General features: G+C 46.8%; 19 protein-coding genes. 1 reads left to right on the top strand and 18 read right to left on the bottom strand.

The features are described 5' to 3' along the window. Nucleotides 1-80: 80 nt before the first annotated feature. The 18 genes from ABXS75_15410 to ABXS75_15495 form a co-directional block, all read right to left on the bottom strand. A complete protein-coding gene (locus tag ABXS75_15410; GenBank protein XCP84433.1) occupies nt 81-659 on the bottom strand; it encodes a metalloprotease family protein in 579 nt (192 codons plus the stop codon). A gap of 173 nt (nt 660-832) precedes the next feature. Next, nucleotides 833-1,060 (bottom strand): hypothetical protein, encoded by a 228-nt coding sequence (locus tag ABXS75_15415; protein XCP84434.1) that lies wholly within the window; start codon nt 1,058-1,060, stop codon nt 833-835. A 41-nt stretch (nt 1,061-1,101) separates the two neighbouring features. Beyond that, the gene (locus tag ABXS75_15420; GenBank protein ID XCP84435.1) at nt 1,102-1,365 is read right to left on the bottom strand and encodes a type II toxin-antitoxin system RelE/ParE family toxin; all 264 of its coding nucleotides are present in this window, start codon (nt 1,363-1,365) and stop codon (nt 1,102-1,104) included. After that, nucleotides 1,349-1,615, bottom strand: a complete 267-nt coding sequence (locus tag ABXS75_15425) for a type II toxin-antitoxin system Phd/YefM family antitoxin (protein ID XCP84436.1) — start codon at nt 1,613-1,615, stop codon at nt 1,349-1,351. The genes ABXS75_15420 and ABXS75_15425 overlap by 17 nt, the downstream gene beginning before the upstream one ends. A gap of 80 nt (nt 1,616-1,695) precedes the next feature. Beyond that, nucleotides 1,696-2,508 (bottom strand): MBL fold metallo-hydrolase, encoded by an 813-nt coding sequence (locus ABXS75_15430; GenBank protein ID XCP84437.1) that lies wholly within the window; start codon nt 2,506-2,508, stop codon nt 1,696-1,698. 79 nt (nt 2,509-2,587) lie between these two features. After that, nucleotides 2,588-5,197, bottom strand: coding sequence for an ABC transporter permease (locus ABXS75_15435; protein ID XCP84438.1), 2,610 nt, complete (start codon nt 5,195-5,197; stop codon nt 2,588-2,590). Beyond that, nucleotides 5,194-5,877 (bottom strand): ABC transporter ATP-binding protein, encoded by a 684-nt coding sequence (locus ABXS75_15440; GenBank protein XCP84439.1) that lies wholly within the window; start codon nt 5,875-5,877, stop codon nt 5,194-5,196. Before ABXS75_15440 ends, ABXS75_15435 begins: the two co-directional genes overlap by 4 nt. Nucleotides 5,878-6,150: 273 nt before the next feature. Next, nucleotides 6,151-7,176, bottom strand: a complete 1,026-nt coding sequence (locus tag ABXS75_15445) for a HAMP domain-containing sensor histidine kinase (GenBank protein ID XCP84440.1) — start codon at nt 7,174-7,176, stop codon at nt 6,151-6,153. Nucleotides 7,177-7,244: 68 nt separating this feature from the next. Beyond that, nucleotides 7,245-7,919: a response regulator transcription factor gene (locus ABXS75_15450; GenBank protein XCP84441.1), complete on the bottom strand. Its 675-nt coding sequence runs from the start codon at nt 7,917-7,919 to the stop codon at nt 7,245-7,247. 108 nt (nt 7,920-8,027) lie between these two features. Continuing rightward, complete coding sequence (locus ABXS75_15455; GenBank protein XCP84442.1) at nt 8,028-8,798, bottom strand: sirohydrochlorin cobaltochelatase; 771 nt, start codon at nt 8,796-8,798, stop codon at nt 8,028-8,030. 22 nt (nt 8,799-8,820) lie between these two features. Further along, on the bottom strand, nt 8,821-9,351 hold the full coding sequence (locus ABXS75_15460; GenBank protein XCP84443.1) for a cob(I)yrinic acid a,c-diamide adenosyltransferase: 531 nt from the start codon (nt 9,349-9,351) through the stop codon (nt 8,821-8,823). A 195-nt stretch (nt 9,352-9,546) separates the two neighbouring features. After that, a complete protein-coding gene (cobK, locus tag ABXS75_15465; GenBank protein ID XCP84444.1) occupies nt 9,547-10,464 on the bottom strand; it encodes a precorrin-6A reductase in 918 nt (305 codons plus the stop codon). A gap of 50 nt (nt 10,465-10,514) precedes the next feature. Further along, entirely contained in the window at nt 10,515-11,588 is a 1,074-nt protein-coding gene (locus ABXS75_15470) for a cobalamin biosynthesis protein (protein ID XCP84445.1), read from the bottom strand. A gap of 5 nt (nt 11,589-11,593) precedes the next feature. Further along, the gene (locus tag ABXS75_15475) at nt 11,594-11,932 is read right to left on the bottom strand and encodes a cyclic-di-AMP receptor (protein ID XCP84446.1); all 339 of its coding nucleotides are present in this window, start codon (nt 11,930-11,932) and stop codon (nt 11,594-11,596) included. A 78-nt stretch (nt 11,933-12,010) separates the two neighbouring features. After that, nucleotides 12,011-13,705: an AAA family ATPase gene (locus tag ABXS75_15480; GenBank protein XCP84447.1), complete on the bottom strand. Its 1,695-nt coding sequence runs from the start codon at nt 13,703-13,705 to the stop codon at nt 12,011-12,013. 392 nt (nt 13,706-14,097) lie between these two features. After that, entirely contained in the window at nt 14,098-14,631 is a 534-nt protein-coding gene (locus ABXS75_15485; GenBank protein ID XCP84448.1) for a flavodoxin family protein, read from the bottom strand. Between the two features lie 619 nt (nt 14,632-15,250). Continuing rightward, nucleotides 15,251-17,176 (bottom strand): heavy metal translocating P-type ATPase, encoded by a 1,926-nt coding sequence (locus ABXS75_15490; protein XCP87173.1) that lies wholly within the window; start codon nt 17,174-17,176, stop codon nt 15,251-15,253. Nucleotides 17,177-17,387: 211 nt separating this feature from the next. Further along, entirely contained in the window at nt 17,388-17,606 is a 219-nt protein-coding gene (locus tag ABXS75_15495; protein XCP84449.1) for a cation transporter, read from the bottom strand. Nucleotides 17,607-17,777: 171 nt separating this feature from the next. Between ABXS75_15495 and ABXS75_15500 the strand changes: the two genes are divergently transcribed. Further along, entirely contained in the window at nt 17,778-18,131 is a 354-nt protein-coding gene (locus ABXS75_15500) for a metalloregulator ArsR/SmtB family transcription factor (protein ID XCP84450.1), read from the top strand. The last annotated feature ends 6 nt before the right edge of the window (nt 18,132-18,137 follow it).

Genomic DNA, 18,137 nt, shown 5'->3' on the forward strand with positions numbered 1-18,137 from the left:
TGGATTTAAATAGATACCCATATTTTCTTCCTCCAATCCACAAACCAAACCGCATTACCATTTTCCATCACAAATCATTTTTATTTTCCCCCTGCTTCCGGTATATACCAGTAAGAATTGAACTGATACAAATAGGTCCTCGCCCCTTTCGGCATCTGCGTCAGGGCATTAAAGACATTATAGTAATCCCCAGCTCCCATACCGATCGCCAATGCCCCTAAGGTTCCCAAAAATGTGTATTGTGGGAACGCCAGAAAAATCACAAAAGGAATCGCCCCAAACACCAGATTTGGAAGCAGCGACATGAAAACAAATCTTCCCTTACTCATATCCTCCGGTCCTACTACGAACAGTATTCCCTGGCTCCAATATGTATACAAATATACTTCTTCTTTGAAACAGATCGCGTGCAAAAACTCATGCGGAAACAAGGCGACATACGCAGCCAGACACCCCCACAAACTGAATGCCCGAAGACCAGCCCGCAAAAAAAGCACTATGAACAGCAGAATTATAATAACGACAGCAATCCCATTTGCCAGCATTGCCAAAGTTTTCGCGTTCTCGCATTCCTTAAACTTCACCGCTCCCGGTTTATGTTCTCCATGCGGAAGCGCCTCCGGGTCGCCATTAAATTTGCCCTTATATACTAACTTCATTTCCTATGCCTCCAGCCCCTGCTGTGTTCATTGCCTCTTGGCAAGACGAATCCAAAATATCCGGTTACAAATTTCTTCCCCATGATAGTGAGCGATTTCTTCCTTTTCCAACATTCCGCCGCACTTCATGATTACTTTTTCGGAACCTGTATTTTGTGCATCACAGTCAAGCATCAACGCTGGAATTTCCAATCGAGAGTCGTTTGTACCCCAAGAAGTTCATTGTCCGGCCTCTCGCACTCTTTCACCCGCTGCAGCCATTCCTGATAGCTTTCAAAATGATGCAGACCACGGCTACCGTTAATCGTTTTTTCTCCCACACCTAGGAATGCGGCTCTGAAATCCATAATTTCTTGTTCCAACGATTCTTTTGGTCTCACCAGTTCTATCGCTTCTGCCATCTTATCTCCTCTGATTCCTGCCCATCAATTTATATTACCATTTAGGTATGCTTAGCAACTACAATATTTTTCAATCTTACAAATCTCTGCCATATCACCATACGATAACCTTGTTTATTCAACCACTTATCCGGTGTCAGAGAGCCCGAATCAGGAAACTCTTCCAAGCGCTCAATACTATTCAAAATACACTCTGTAACTTTCATAGCAGATTCCACACCAAATCGAAGCAAATAATAGTCTTCAATCTTCTTCAAATCTTCCCATGCAGTAGGAAGAATCTCTACTTTATAGTGTTCCTGCACGTTCTCTCAATTCCCTTCTTGCTTCGGATATACTTCTTGTCTTTGCCCCGCTTAAGCGTTCCTCTTCTGCCTGTATGATTTTTGCACGAAGTTCCAACGCCTGTTCTCTTTTTTCAAAAGCTTCAATGCTCATAAATACGCCGTCACCCTCCCCATTTTTTGTTATATAGATGGGTTCACTGGTTTTTCTCGCAAGCTTAGAAATGGAAGCATAGTCGTTCCGTAATGTTGCTGAAGCCTTGATAATCATTTTCTTCACCCTTTCATATCATTTTCTTGATATAATTATACTCATTTTTTTATATATCGTCCATACTTTCATCAAATTCTTTACGCCTCTATCACCAGCCCCACCTTAAGCCGATGCACCATATCCCCCAACTCATCTTTCATCACATGATACCCGCGTCCGCCCGTGCAATGTCCGGTATAGATCTCACAAATTCCGGTATCCCGGATATTCCTCGCCAATCCGCGAATCTCCTCCTCCGATTTATCATAAATGTGAAATCCCCCCACCAACGCATAAATTTTCTGTCCCGGATAGGTCTTTTGCACCTCCTGAATAATATGGTCCGCCCCACCGTGAGAGCAACTGTTGAAAATCACCAGCCCCTTTTGAGTCTCAAGGACCAGACTCTGCTCGTGCGAGAAATCGTCTGCCCTCCAGCCATTTTTCGTCTTGACATACATATGATTTTTTCTTCCTACTTTCTCTAAGCCCGCTGTTTTATGCGGAACGAGTGTCACTCCCGGGCAAAGCGTCCGGTCACCGCGCACAAAAACGATCCTCTCTTTATTTTCTTCCAGTATTCCTTTCGGCAGACCTATATATTTGTGGAAGATCCACCTCTTCATATAGCAATTCTCCGCACACCCCTCCCGCAGATAAAAACTGGCTTTTTGATTACAGGAAAAAAAGTCCTGCATTCCATCTGCATGGTCATAATGCGCGTGGGATAGCACTGCAAAGTCCACATTTTCCATATCTTTTCCAAGCATTTTGGCGTTTTTCAGAAACAGCGTCGACGCGCCCGTATCCAGCAGAATATTCTTCCCCTGATACTCGATATAAACGCTAAGGCCCCACTCCCCGCAAAGCTCTCCACTTGAAATATTATCTACCAAAATTGTCGCTCTCATATTCCACTAATCTCCTCTTCTAAAAAATCGCCTATACCCCATTACCTAAGAGTATAGACGATTTCCCGTCATTCCACAACTAATTCATTTTCAGTTCTTCCACAATATTATTCTTCTTGATCACCCGCATGGTATAGAGCATGGTGAGAAATACCACCACGAACACGCCGACCACCGCCACGGCCAGGTATCCCCACGGAATCAGAAACTCCACGTCGGCTCCAGCCCCGATCGACTGGCGTATGCCGAGGCTGATCAGTATGGTAAACACCACTCCGTAAATGATCGCCCGCACGCCATAGATCAGGCATTCATAATTCATCATACGGCGAAATCCCTTCGGGGACATTCCCATCGACCGCATCATGGCGAATTCCTTCCTCCTGAGCATCAGGTTCGTGGAAATCGTGTTAAACACATTTGCCACTGCGATGAGGGAGATCAGAACAATAAATCCATAAGTCAGCACCTTGACCGCTGCCATCGTATTTTTATCCGTCTCATACTGCTCCGTGAGATTCTCCAGATAGCCTGCTTCTTCCAGTCCGCTCTCATTAAGTTTTTTCTCCAGCTTGCTGAAGGTCTCGGCGGCATTTTCACACTGAATACTATATTTTGCGTTCACATTGATTTCCTCAAATACGTCTTCAAATTTATCAAAAAGACTCTTTTTGGTGAGAATCAGCACGCGCCCCTCATAGCCGGCCATCGTTTCCGGAAGGCTCGTCACCGCATCACGCAGCTCCACCGGCTGCCCTTTCACGAATTCAGAATGATCTCCTTCCTCTCCAAAATCTATCACGCCGGAATCCAACGCCCCCTCCGGCTTAACCGGGAAAATGCTGGTCTTTTCATAGCGTTCCGTCTCCGTATTGAACACTTTTCCCTGATCCAGATACAAAAATGGTAAATGCTCCGCCGAATCATATGCCCGCACATTCACGCCCTGCTCTTTTGCAAACTTCTCAAAATCGGAATCTTCCAGAATTATCGCGGTCGTCATTACCGGGACCATTCCCTCTTCCACCGAATCGACGCTCTGTGTATATACAGACAATGTCTCCGACTCCGTCCATTCCTCGGGTATCAATATTTCAAACGATGCAATATAGTATTTATAAACGGACGTCACGTCGTCCACCTGACGGATCACTTCGTCCGCCTTGCCTTCGTTTCCTTTTACATCATCATAAATGACATATTCCAGATCGATCTCGGGCGCCGTGAGCACAAATGCCCCCGTTGCGACCAGATACGTATTAAAGAGAGCCGCCGTCGTGAACAGTACTATGCTCATCGTCAGAGAAACCACGGTCGCCCGGTATTTCCTCCTGTCCCGTTTATAGTTCTTCTGGGCCATCATGCCCTCCATGCCAAACAGCCTCTGTACCCAGGCTCCGGTCTTTATTTCTTTGGTCCTGATCCGGATATCCTGATTCGCGCGGATCGCGTCCATCGGAGAAATTTTCCGTATCCTGCGCGAGGGAATCCAGACCGAGATCATTACCGTCACGAATGCAATAAACGCCGCCGCAAGCACGCTCCACCAGGGCACATAGAGCGGAATCCCCTTTTTGGTGCCCTGAACCCAGTTCGTCAGCGCACTTCCTATATAATGAAGCGTTACGCCGATTCCTCCTACGCCTGACAGAATTCCAAGCGGAATTCCGACCGCACTTACGAAAAAGGCTTCATATCTCATAGAACTGCGGAGCTGCTTCTTCGTCGCTCCGATCGACGCCAAAAGTCCGAACTGCACCGTTCTCTCCCGGAGGGAAATGGAAAACGCATTGTAGATCAGTGTGATCGACCCTGCCATGATGACGCCCACAAGAATCGCCAGAAGGCCCCCCAGCACCGTCGACAGATTGTCGTTATCCGCCACGCCGAGCCATCGTAGCAGGCTGCTATTATACATATAGACATCGCCCGGATTGTTAAGATTCTCTTCTACAAAATCATACACCTTCCGGGGAGTTTTCAGTTTCAGGAAGAGGTCCACATACCCGGTCTCCTCTTCTGTCGGTCCGGCAAGCACGTCATAACCCGCTCCCCAGTAGGAAACGTCCGTCCAGCTGTTATAAATGCCGACTACCTGAAACGTTTTCGTCGTATTTGGGGTAAATGTCTCGGTTCCTTCCTCTGACCCCTCCCCCACATACTCCATGTCCTGACCCAGCCGTTCCCCATTAAGGCTTCGCTCTCCAAGCTCCAGTGTTAAGGCATCTCCTATCTGAAGCCTCTCTTCCTGCTTCAGATTTGCCTGCAAAAAGGAAGGAATTACGATCTCCTCGCCATTTTCCGGCATTCTTCCTGCTTCCAGATCCACCGGGAGCATCGCAAGCCCCTGCTCAGACAAAGAGCGCACATACAAATACGGCATCTCAGGGGAGGCTTCTCTTGCCGGTTCAAACAGGGCAAATCCCAGAATTTTCACTTCGGCGGCGCTTTGCACCTCTTCTCTGCTTTCCAATTCGTCCGCTCTTTTTCCGGCAATCTGTTTTGTCGCCACATACCAGTCGCCGTCACGGGAAATACTAAAGTCCACCAGAAATTTCTGAAAGCTGGTGCCAAAGGTCGCGACTGCCGTGATCATCGCAGTGGAGAGAATCACGCCAATGATCGTCACAATCGTGCGGGTCCTGCTTAGCTTCATTGTTCTTGCAGTAATCTTTGAGAAAATGTTCATCTGCGGATCACCTCATCTTTCACAATCTTGCCGTCCTCAAGGGCAATGACACGATCCGCCTGCAGCGCAATATTTTCATCGTGGGTAATGACGATCACCGTCTGATGGTAAATAGCGTTGGAGTACCTGAGAAGCTCCATGATCTCCTTGCTGTTCTCCGAATCCAGATTTCCAGTAGGCTCGTCAGCGAGAAGGAGCGCCGGGGCGTTGAGAAGAGCCCGCCCGATGGAGACTCTCTGCTGCTGGCCTCCTGAGAGCTGGTTTGGCAGATGCTTCTCCCGCTTTTTCAGCTTCAGAAGTGTGAGCAGTTCTTCCATTCGTTTTTCATTCACTTTTCTTCCGTCCATCAGTACCGGAAGGGACATATTTTCCCGCACATTCAGCACCGGAATCAGGTTGTAGAACTGGTAGATAAGTCCCACCTGCCTTCTTCGGAAAATAGCCAGCTCCTCCTCGTTCTGTGCATATACGTCCACTCCTCCTACCCGCACCTTTCCGGAAGTCGGATAGTCCACCCCTCCGATCAAATGCAAAAGCGTAGATTTTCCGGAGCCGGAGGAGCCTACGATCGCCACAAATTCTCCGCGCTCCACCTCAAATGACACATGATCCAGCGCATGAACCGCATTTTCTCCTTCTCCATAGGTCTTGCAAAGGTCTTCCACCCGTAATATTTCCATATCGAACCTCCTTATTCTTCTCTTTGTTACGGTAAGTATAATCCTTCACCGTGACCCTGCCGTGACTTATTTATAACAATTCTGTCACATTTCTGTTATTTTATAAATAACATGCTTACATAGGTATGGCTGGCAATACAAGGCAGCACACAATATATCGCTGCATAAACAGCTGCCCCATGTTACAAAATGGCAGCCCGCAGGCTGCCACCCATCTTTCTCTATACCTTGTGAAACGGCCGAATGGCCATACGGGGTGCCCTCTGGGTATGATTACAACACCATTTTATAGAACCGGATTCGGAACTGTCCGCCTCCCTCCGGGGCATTCTGCGCCTGAATCACCGCATTCTCCCTGGAAAGGATCATCTGCGCCAGTGCAAGCCCGATTCCAAAGCTGCCCTGCCCCGCATTTTTTCCTCTATAGAACCGCTCAAACAGATGCGGCATATCCTCCGATGGAATTCCTTTCCCGGAATCCGTGATCCGGATTTCCGTATACAGCGGGTTCTCCGCACAGCTCACCACGAGTTTTCCCCCGTCCGGGGTATATTCCAGACCATTTTTCACCACATTCTGCACCGCCTCCAGCGTCCATGCATAATCTCCGCAGAAGGATTTGCCCTCTGCACCTGTGACAAGCCAGCTCTTCTCATGAACGTCCATGGTGATTTCAAATGGTTTCCGGACCTCCTCCAAAAATTCCGGCAGCAAGATCTGTTCCTTGTTAAGCACAATCGCTCCGGCGTCCAATTTGGACATCTTAAGCAGCGCCGTCACCAGCCACTCGATCTTATCAAGCATCTGCCTTGCCTCCCGGATCAGTCTCTTCCTTCCGGCCGCATCTTCCGCCATTTCCATACTCGCAAGCCGCGCCAGCAGGAGGCTTAAAGCTGTCAAGGGCGTGCGAATCTGGTGGGAAATGTCTGCCAGCGCGTCGGCAAGAGCAGTCTTGTCCCTTCGAAGCTGCTCGGTCTGTTCTTTCAATTTCACCGTCATCTTATGTACTTCGTCCCGCAGAATCTCCAGGTCACCCTCCTTAAAATGCTCCAGCTCCAGAATCTCCTCGCCGTGAAGAATCTCATCAATCTGCTCCGCCATCTGCCGCATTCCCCGGTAGCGCACATACTCCTTCCGCAGATAAATCACACACCAGAACAGGCTGCAAAAGAGGGCAAAACCTGCCGCCCAGGCAGCATTTTCCCTCGCGCACAGCGCCCCTGCCACTACGCAAAATGCAGTTCCCAGAGCAAGAATTCCAATCTGGCGTTTTATCTCTCTATTTCTGAATATCCACATCGCGCTACGCCTCCATTCGGTATCTCCGTGATAACACACTGTATTTCCTGTCAGACAGTTCCACCTTGCTACGCCTCCATTCGATATCCCAGTCCGCGCACCGTGCGGATAATCTCAGGATTCTGCGCATCATGCTCAATCTTCTCCCGCAGCCGCTTGATGTAAACAGTCAGCGTATTATCGTTGACGAACTCTCCCGCAATATCCCAGATCTCCTCCAATAACTGCGTCCGGGAGAGGATTCTCCCCCGGTTATTCAGGAACACCAGGAACAGGCGGTATTCCAGGGCCGATAGGAAAATCTCCTGCTCGCCTCTTGTGATCACTCCTTTTTCCACATCTACGCTTAAGTCCCGGATCTGCACGATATGCGTCGCTTTTCCCGTCCTTCTGAGGACTGAGCGCATACGGGACACCAGTTCCCGGGGCCTGAAAGGCTTGCTGACATAATCGTCTGCGCCCATATCCAGTCCCGTCACTACGGAGAATTCATCTCCCAGCGCCGTTAGGAAAATGACCGGAATATCATATTTCAGCTTGATAGCCGTGCAGGTACTGTACCCATTCCCCTCTGCCAGGGTCACGTCCAAAAGTACGAGCTGCACCGGTTCCTCCATAAGCTTCCTAAGCGCCTTCTGCTGCCCGTCCACGGCGGTAACCAAAAAGCCTTCTCCCTTGAGGAATTCCGTCAGGTTCTCCACAATCGCCGCATCGTCTTCTATTAATAATACCTTTGTATCCATTTCCTCCTCCTGATTTTCCTCACTGTATACCTTACGCTGCCCATGTCAGCAAAAATGTCGCTGCAACATTTCGTGCTTTTTATATGTTTCTCTCATTTACCTTTCACATCACATCGCTTCGCGCACATGCTGTACGAACATGCTCCGAATGGCAGGATTTTCACCCAGTCCGCGAATCAATGTCCGGACCTCATACCCGGCATCCTTCATCGTCTGCTTCCAGGAGTTGTCCTCCCCCGCCATATCATTATTGGCGTGGTCGCCTGCCACTACCATGAAGGGGAGCAGCGTTACCTTCTTAAGTCCGGCGATTTCCATTCTCGCAAGCACATCTTGCAGCTCCGGAAAGCCTTCCACCGTTCCCACAAGCACCTGATGGTATCCCAGAAGATGGAAGGTATATTCCAATGTCGGATAGGCGGAATTGGCATGGTGCTCCGTTCCGTGGCCCATCAGGATCAGCGCCTCGTCCGGCTCAAGCTCCACGCTCTCCATCACGGCGTGTACCGCCTGTTTATAATCTCTGACACTGCTCAGAAGCGGTTTCCCTACCCGGATACTCTCGAAATCCTGTTCATATCCGCTGATATCCTGCATCATACCGTCATACTCGATTCCGTTGATCACATGAGTCGGCTGAATGATCACACTCTGAATCCCGTCGGAGCGCATCTGCTCCATAGCCTCCCTCACATTCAGGAAACAAAGCCCGTTTTGTTTTTTCAGTTTATTTAAGATCATCTGGCTGGTAAATGCCCGATAGACCTGATACGTGGGAAATTCCTCTGCAATCTCATGCTCAATCGCCGTAATCGTCTTCTTTAGCGTATCCAGATAACTGGTTCCAAAACTCACCACCAATATCGCCTTTTTCCCCATCTTACACTTCTCCTTTCTGCAATTAAAACTCAATCCCTCTTCTTGCCCGGATCCCCTGATCAAAGGGGTGTTTTCTTTTTTGCACCTCAGAGACATAATCGGCAATCTCTATAAGCTCCGGGGCCGGATTTCTCCCGGTCAGTACGACCTCCAGATTTTCTGGGCGCTGCTTAAAAAAAGTAAGCGCCTCCGCCTGCCCGATCATGCCATAGGAATAGGCCGCGGCAAATTCGTCCAGCACCAGCATATCATAGCCGCCGCTCTGAATCTTCTGAACTACATTTTCCCAAAGCTTTCGATAGACCCGGATACATTCCTCCTGCTCCGCCACGTTTAACGTGCGGAAAAAACCGAAACTCTTTTCCAGATGAATCACTTCAATCTCCGGAATCCGGTCAAGAATACTTAGCTCGCCCGAATTCTCATTTTTCAGGAAACGGGCAAAGAGCACCGTAAGTCCACTCCCCGCCGCCCGGATCGCAAGCCCGGTAGCTGCCGTGGTCTTTCCCTTGCCATCCCCACAGTAAATGTGCAGCAGACCTTTTTCCTTCATACCGCCCTCCTGTAAATAATAAAATATAACTCAATGGTCAAAATAGCTCTCGATCTACTTGAATTTCTGTCATGATTATGTTATGTTGAATGCAAAGGAAGGCATCTGCTGTAACAGATGTCTCTCGAACGGACAGTGTCCACCTCCAAAAGTGAATGCTCCCAAGCGTTGGTATAATGCCCTAAAAGACACCGCCTAGCCTGTTTGCCGACAGGTTAGGCATTTTTTGTTTTCGCTTGTTCTTTCCCAATTCCCCATAATCCATTTTCTCACATACTCATATACTTCATCAAGGCTCATTCCCTCTTCTTTTGGTCTCCCAATCACGACCAGTGTCACCCCCAAAGCCCTCGCCGCCTCCAATTTCTCCTCGAATCCGCCTGCCTTTCCGGATTCCTTCGTGACAAAAAATCCTGCATTTGTATGACGCAGAATAGCCTCATTCATTTCCCGCGAGAAGGGGCCCTGCATGGCGATCAGATGCTTTCCTTCAAATCCAAGCCTCTCGCTTTCCGCTACCGCCTCCATGGTCGAAAGGACCCGGGCAAAACAGCGTTCTTTATAATCGGGAATTTCCGTATATTTCCACAACTCCTTGCTTCCGGTCGTGATCAGAATATTTCCCCCCACCGTTTTCAGATACTTTGCAGCCTGTTCCACCGAATCCACCCGGACAATTCCCGCATTCTCCGCTGTCAGACAATCCATCTTTTCCCTCAGACATCTGAGATACGGGACATCCGCCCTTTGACAGGCAGTTTTGATATTTTTCGTTACTTCCGTTGCAAATGGATGCGTGGCGTCCACCACCAGATCGATTATTTTCTCTTTCAGCAGCGTTTCCATCTCCTGAACATTCAGCCTCCCGGTCAGAATCTGAACGCCCTCCAGGTCGCCAAGGCATACCTTTCCATATTCGGTAGCGGTGCTGACGATTACCTTATTTTCACCAACAGGCATTTCCGGTTTCTTTTCCCTTGGGCCTTCCTGCGGGGGTCTATCGGACGGTTCTTTCACCCCAGAAGGCTTCCCTCCAAAACTTTTACTGAACCATTCCGCTAATTTTCTTCCTTCTGTCGTACCTGCAAAAATTAAAATCTGTTTCCCGTTCATCTCTCTACCACTTCTATCTGTGCCTTTTATACCTTTAATATATTTGACATCTAAAATACCAGACTAATTTTCTTCCTTCCCACCGCGATCGTCATTCCTTTCAGGCAGGTCTTATCAAGCAGCAGCTCTCCTTCCTCGCCGCAAACATACCTGACAGCTCTCTCACACACATTATCCACCCCTGTGATCTTCTCCACAAAGTCGGAACCCTGGCTGACTTCTCCCGTACTTCTAAGGGCTTCCGCCGTAAAGGTCAGAAACGGAACCTGATATTCTTCCGCCGTCTTCCGGATTCCCTGCTCCTCTTTTTTCAGGTCAATACTTGCAAATGCCGCAATCTGCTCTCTGCGAATTCCAAGCCCCGCAAGTGTCATGCCGACTCCCTCCAGAATCCCGGACGCCTCAAGTCCCTTTCTACATCCGATTCCGACCACGATTCCCCCAGGGAGCAGATTTAACCTCCGTCTCATGGAAATGCTCTTTGCCCCGTCTCTTCCCTTTTCAGAGTCAGGAATCACGATTCCATATTCATAGTCGTCCAGCTCTTCCATTTTGCCGCAAATTCTCACGCCCTCCGGCACGTCTCCCGCAATCTTCCACTTGCTGAACAGCCCGACCTCTTTTCCTTCCAGCAGAGCCGCCGATATCTCTTTGGCACACCTGCGGTCCGTGAGAATCAACTGGTTCTTCTTCGCAAACACGTCCACAGCAAAACGCCCCTGTACGTCCGTCGCCGTCGTAAGCACCGCCGTCCCACCCGTACACCCGGCCACAGCTTTTGCGATCTCCACGGCGCCCCCCACATGGCCGGACAAGATTGGGACCACGAACCGACCCATTTCATCTGTCACAACAACCGCAGAATCCGTAAATTTATCCCGGACATACGGCGCGATCATCCGCACTGCGATTCCCGCTGCTCCAATGAAAAGAATCGCAGCTTTTCCCCAGATAGTTCCAATATATTCCCTGATGTTTTCCGGCTGGGGCTGCAGGCCGTATTTTTTGGCGCACCGCTCTATGGTATAGCCTTCACAGGTATATAAAGGCTCCGGAAGATGTTGTTTGAGGAGTGCGCTAAGCGCACTCCCCTTCTCCGTAAAACTAAATATAATTAAATGCATTGCCCTTAATATTTCTCCATCTGCTCTACGTTCATAACAAATACCGTGCTGCCGCCTACCTGAATGTTGATCGGTACAGACGGGGCCGCGTTCATACTTCCGTGGCCTGAGATCAAAGCCGGATTGGCATAGGTGATCGTCTTTCTTTCGCCGGAATTCTTCTTGATGATTTCCATCGCCTGCGGAACCTTTTCCGTATCCGCTACGATCATGATAGTGGTGTTCTTTCCTTTCAGAAACCCTCCTGTTGTGGATAATTTCGTCACAAAGAAACCTGCCTCATTCAATTCCTCGATTGTCTGTATCTCGTCGTCCTTGTGTAAAATTGCCATAATCATCTTCATAACTATGCCCCTCCCTTCTTTTTTCTCTATTCTACCAAATCTTTTCTGTAAATACCAGAAAAAATTTCTTACGCAATCCTATTTGCCAATCAATACCTTTTTACCCCGGAAAGCGAAGCCGTATTTTCTGATTCTTTCGGCCGATATCCCCTTTGCTTCCAGAGCGGCAGCATATTCTCTCCTCTCAATCTGCAGCAGCGCCGCTTTCACAGAATCTTCCAGTTCCTTTTCATCCTCCGTATCCTGCACCTTGAATTCCATAATAATTCCAGGGTCCTGCATATTTCTCGGCTCCAACATCACATCATATCTTCCAAATCCGCTTTCCCGATTCGATGTAATGACATAGCGGTCCTCCAGCGCCACCACAAGCCCCAGTACAAACCCATGATAAAAACGCTCCGGCTCACTTTCCCGAGATGGTTTATCGCCACTGTCAAAATAACTGAATGTTGTTTTTGTCACGCGGTTCATATAAATATTCATCGCCTTCAAGTCATCCTGCAAAAGCGCTTTTATAAAATCGTTATAATTTGAAGCCGATGAGGCGAACCATCCCCGCACCATACTGCGGAACATGACCAGGGTTTCATAATTTGTGATTTCTAATTCATATATCTGTCTCCATTCCCGATATGGCCTCTGTTCCACTTTATGGTCTCTTACTTTAAGATATCCGCTGGCAAGAAGAAGACTCCATATTGCAGCCTCATCCAGATCCAACTGATTATACACGATCTGCTCGTCAATCTCTGACAAAATACTTCCGCCATCCAGCAACTGTCCAAAAGACTCTTTCATCTGCCTTGTGCCTTCCCGAATCACTTTTCCCACAAGATTGTTGCTGCTCGTATTCGCCCAATAAGGCGCGAACTGCTTCTTATCCAGGTAGTTGATAATCGACCATGGATTATAGATGTCTCCCTTGTGTCCAAAGACAAAACCATCATACCAGCCTTTCACTTCTTCTCTCTTATCTGCCAGATGATATTCTTCCAGTGCAGAAAATACTTCTTCTTCCGTAAATCCAAAACTCTCTTCATATTTATCCGAGGTTGTCGTCACCACTTCCAGGTTATTTAAATCCGAAAAAACAGATTCCTTGCTTACACGTGTTATCCCCGTCATGATTGCCCGCTCCAGATGAGGATTCCCTTTCAAAGCCGCACCTAACAGACTACGGGTAAAAGCTGTCAGCTTCTCCCAATAGCCGTTTACATAAGCTTCCTGCATCGGGGTATCATATTCATCCAAAAGAATAATGACCTTTTTTCCGTAATACCGGCACAGATAATCTGACATTCTTCGCAGAGATATGGAAATATCTGCATCATCACTGTCTGAGGATATCCCTGCATAATATTTTTTATCCTTTTCCCCCAGTATGTCCTCTTTTGCTAAAAAATCGTATTTATTATATAAATCCACGATCGTCTCGCATATTTTCTTTCTCGCCTGCTCATAAGACACTTCTTTTATATCTGCAAAGCTTAAGGAAATCACGGGATAAGTGCCTTGCAATTTCTGATATTCCTCTTCTCTCCATATATCTAAATTCTTGAAAAGTTCACTGTCCGCATATTCCACTGAGAAAAAATGTTCAACCATGCTCATTGTCAGTGTTTTTCCGAATCGCCGCGGCCGGGTAATCAGTGTAACGTCGTCCATAGATTCCCACCATTCTTTAATAAATCCCGTTTTATCTACATAAAATATATTCCGGCTGATTATTTTTTGAAAATCCTGAACGCCGATTCCTACTGTTCTTGCCATATTGCTACCTCTCTCTCCGACACAGCCGCTGCTTCATTGATCCTTTTATTCTAATATTATAGCCTTTCCCTTTCTAAATCACAACTGCAACTTCTTCATTTGTGATTTCCTCAACAGCAGAAAGACTCAATCGCCCCTCCCAGCCATCTCAATTACTTTCATATCAGTCAAAGCCATATCACACTCCATAATAAAAACCTGCCCAAAGTCAACGCATAAAAAACAAGGCCAAGTGTTACGACCGGACAGACATCTGCCGTCCTTTTTTTCATCACTTCCTTTTTTCATAATGGACAAAACAAAAGGCACCAACTTTATTACGGTTGACGCCCTTTGGGTTACTCATTATTTATAACTATAGTATGTATCTCCTTTGCATATTCTTTTAATCATCATACATTCTTTCCCATATGATATGCCTGATCCATGATTGGCTGATCTGAAACTAGTCCAGCATCCATAACATCGGTCGCGTAAATCTGGCCTTTTATCTCATATTGCTCTAAATGTTCCACAAATCCATTCAAATCCCCAAGAGAACGTTCTACAATATCTTTTCCAAGACCGGCTGAAATAATATAATAGACTTCTTTCTTCCCCAAATGCTGCCAGATTGGATACGTTCTGTCGATAAACGTCTTCATCTGGGCACTGATTCCATAAAAATATACCGGTGTTGCAAGAACAAGAACATCCGCCTCCTGATATAGCTTCAATATTTCTGCCATATCGTCATGCTGTACACATTCTCCTCCATTACGCATACACGCATCACATGCATAGCAAAAACCAATATTCTTTTCAGACAACCGGATTAAATCTACACTGTGTCCACTTTCCCTCGCGCCTCTGGCAAATTCCTGACAAAGCAATTGTGAATTGCCCTTCTTTCTGGGACTACTTGAAATAATCAAAATCTTTTTCATAAAAATCAGCTCCTCAATAACACTATTTTATGTTTTTAAAAGAATCTCTTAAATTTCTCTGTTTCTTTCTTCAACATACCGATAGCGTTACTATATCACAAATATACAAACTTTTCAATCGTAAGCCGTAAGTAAGCCAGGGTTGTTTCATGATCAAAATTTATTCTCCTTGCCAAATTGCGAATTTGATCAATTCGTATTTTCCGTTTTAATAAATTGAAAGTTATCATTTATCTCGATTAGAACGATATTTCTTAAGATTCACAATAAATGCCCCAATCCACACCACAGCACAAAGCACGTTTAGCACGAACCCAAAAACGGAATAGTTATATGTTTGATAGAAAACTTCAAGTATGGCTCTAACTGTCCAAATTACTGCACATAATCCACAAAGAATCACAGTTAAGTGACTTGCCCTTTTCATATACAGCACCTCCAAATTGCGCTTCTAATTACTAACGTTTAACTTCTACCACTTCGCTTATATTGCAAGTATACCATGATTCTTCCTTTGTGGCTACACGATAAATGAATCCCTCAAAAATGGCAGATACTGTTTCTGCAAAAACTAGAGAATAGAACTCCGAAACTTTCCATCTGCATGGCCCCTCCTCCCTTACAATTTTTTCACAAACAGACAGCGGATTGCATTCAAGACTGCCAGAATCATGACGCCCACATCTGCAAAAATAGCCAGATACATATTGGCAATACCCACAGCACCCAATATCAGGCAGGCAAACTTAACGCCCAAAGCCAGTACGATATTCTGATAAACGATCCGTAGGCATTTTCTGGAAATCCGAATCGCTTTCGATATTTTCATCGGGTCATCATCCATCAGCACAATGTCTGCCGCTTCAATAGCCGCATCAGAACCCATAGCTCCCATAGCAATACCAATGTCTGCACGGGACAGTACAGGGGCATCATTAATCCCATCACCTACAAAGGCCAATTTCGCTTTACCTGTCTTCATCCGCAGAAGTTCTTCCACTTTGGCTACTTTGTCTGCCGGAAGCAGCTCGCTGTATACCTCATCAATACCAAGGGAAGATGCCACCTGGTCAGCCACCTTTTTCGCATCTCCTGTCAACATCACTGTTTTTTCCACACCTGATGTCTTCAATGCAGAAATAGCATCTTTGGAATGAGGCTTTACAATATCAGAGATCACAATATGTCCCGCATACTTTCCATCTATTGCCATATGGATAATCGTTCCGGTCTGATGACAGTCAATGTACCGAATCTTCAAATGTTTCATCAGTTTAGCGTTACCGGCGGCAACCTCCATACCATCCACTTTCGCAATGATACCATTTCCGCTGATCTCCTGAATATCGCTGACACGGGTACGGTCCGGTTCCTTTCCATAAGCCCGCTGCAGACTCTTACTGATTGGATGAGAAGACGCGCTTTCTGCCAGCGCGGCATATTCCACCAGCTTTTTGGCATCCATCTCATTGTGATGGATTCCGTTGACCTCAAAAACGCCCTGTGTCAGAGTTCCGGTCTTATCAAACACAACATACCGGGTCTGTGATAAAATCTCCAGATAATTGGAGCCCTTTACCAGAACACCCTCCTGGCTCGCCCCGCCGATTCCTGCAAAGAAGCTTAAAGGAATACTGATCACAAGCGCACACGGACAGCTGATAACAAGGAAGGTCAATGCCCTGTAAATCCAAACGCTCCAATCCGCAGGAATACCCATAAAGAACATTCGAATCACAGGCGGCAGGATAGCCAGCGCTAAAGCACTGTAACATACTGCCGGCGTATAAATCCTGGCAAATTTCGAGATGAAATCTTCTGATTTGGACTTTCTGGAGCTTGCATTCTCCACCAGATCCAAGATCTTAGATACCGTAGATTCCCCAAATTCTTTTGTAGTCTGAATCTTCAAAACGCCTGTCATATTGATACAGCCGCTGATAATCTCATCACCAGCTTTTACTTCCCGCGGCAGGCTCTCCCCCGTCAGTGCACTGGTATTCAGGCTGGAAGAACCATTTACAACGATGCCGTCAATCGGCACCTTTTCTCCCGGCTGAACCACGATGACACTTCCTATGCCAACTTCGTCAGGGTCAACCTGCTCAAGCCTTCCCTCACGCTCTACATTGGCGTAATCAGGGCGTATGTCCATCAAAGCACTGATATTCCGACGGCTTTTTCCCACCGCATACCCCTGAAACCACTCTCCCACCTGATAAAACAGCATAACGGCAATGGCTTCCAGATATTCGCCATTTTCATAAATGGCAAGTGCCATAGCGCCAATGGTCGCAACTGCCATCAGGAAATTCTCGTCGAACACCTGCTTGTTCAAAATACCCTTTATGGCTTTTCTTAAGATGTCATACCCAATGATAAAGTAATCGACCAGGTAACATACGAGACGTAACAGACGTCCTGCAGAGGGAAACAGATATCCGTCAATTTGATTAAAAGTTTCCGCAGAGATGGATTGAAGCACCAGAAGCAGTGCCGCAGAAACCAGGATGCGAACCAGCATTTTCTTCTGCTTCCTGGTCATCCTGCCGCTCTCGCTCCTTCCCACAATAAAAAGAAATACAGCCGCCGTTGCAATCACAACAACAAGCAACGCATTGATAATAACTTCCTGCATGATTATCTCCTTTCAATAATTAAGTAATTATTTATTTGTTTCTTGTCAGGAAAGGCACCCCCGAAACTGCCGAAATGCATTTTTAGGGATGCCCCTCTCTCATACTATCGTTTTGAAATCAAAGGAAAATTTCGCAATCCGGCTCAACCTTCTTGCAGGCTTTCAGAACATCCTCCATAACCGCTTTCGGCTCTTTTCCTTCGTCAAACTCCACAATCATCTTCTGCGTCATGAAATTCACCGTAGCGTTCTGCACGCCGTTAGTCTTGCGGGCTGCATCCTCCATCAGATTTGCACAGTTTGCACAGTCTACTTCAATTTTGTAAGTCTTTTTCATAAGAATGACTCCTCCTTGTTAAATATATTTTAGAATTTTATGATTAAGCACTTGTTTAATCATTGTGATTGCAGTATAATACAGCCAGAAACAGAAAGTCAATGCTCCCCGGGCATACCCTGCCAAATGGGCGAAAAGCATTTCTAATTGGGCGAAAACGGAGGAAATTACATGATACCGCACCATCATAAAGAAGGAGAAGAAATACCTGCTATAAGGGAACAGCTAAGCAATATTGATGATTTCCAGACAATTGCAGAAATCTTTAAACAGCTTGGAGATACTACCAGAGTCCGTATTTTCTTTCTGCTGTGCCACTGCGAAGAATGCGTGATCAATATTTCCGCTATGCTGGATATGTCCAGCCCTGCAGTATCCCACCATCTCCGGCCGCTACGCAACAGTGGTCTGATCGTCAGCCGCCGGGAGGGGAAAGAGGTCTATTACCGGGCGGCAGATACGCCGCAAAGCCGGCTTCTCCATCAGATGATCGAACAGGTTATGGAGATTGCCTGCCCTAAATAATCAGAA

Origin of the sequence: Roseburia hominis (assembly GCA_040702975.1) — a bacterium.
In the GTDB taxonomy this organism is placed as follows: domain Bacteria; phylum Bacillota; class Clostridia; order Lachnospirales; family Lachnospiraceae; genus Allocoprococcus; species Allocoprococcus hominis_A.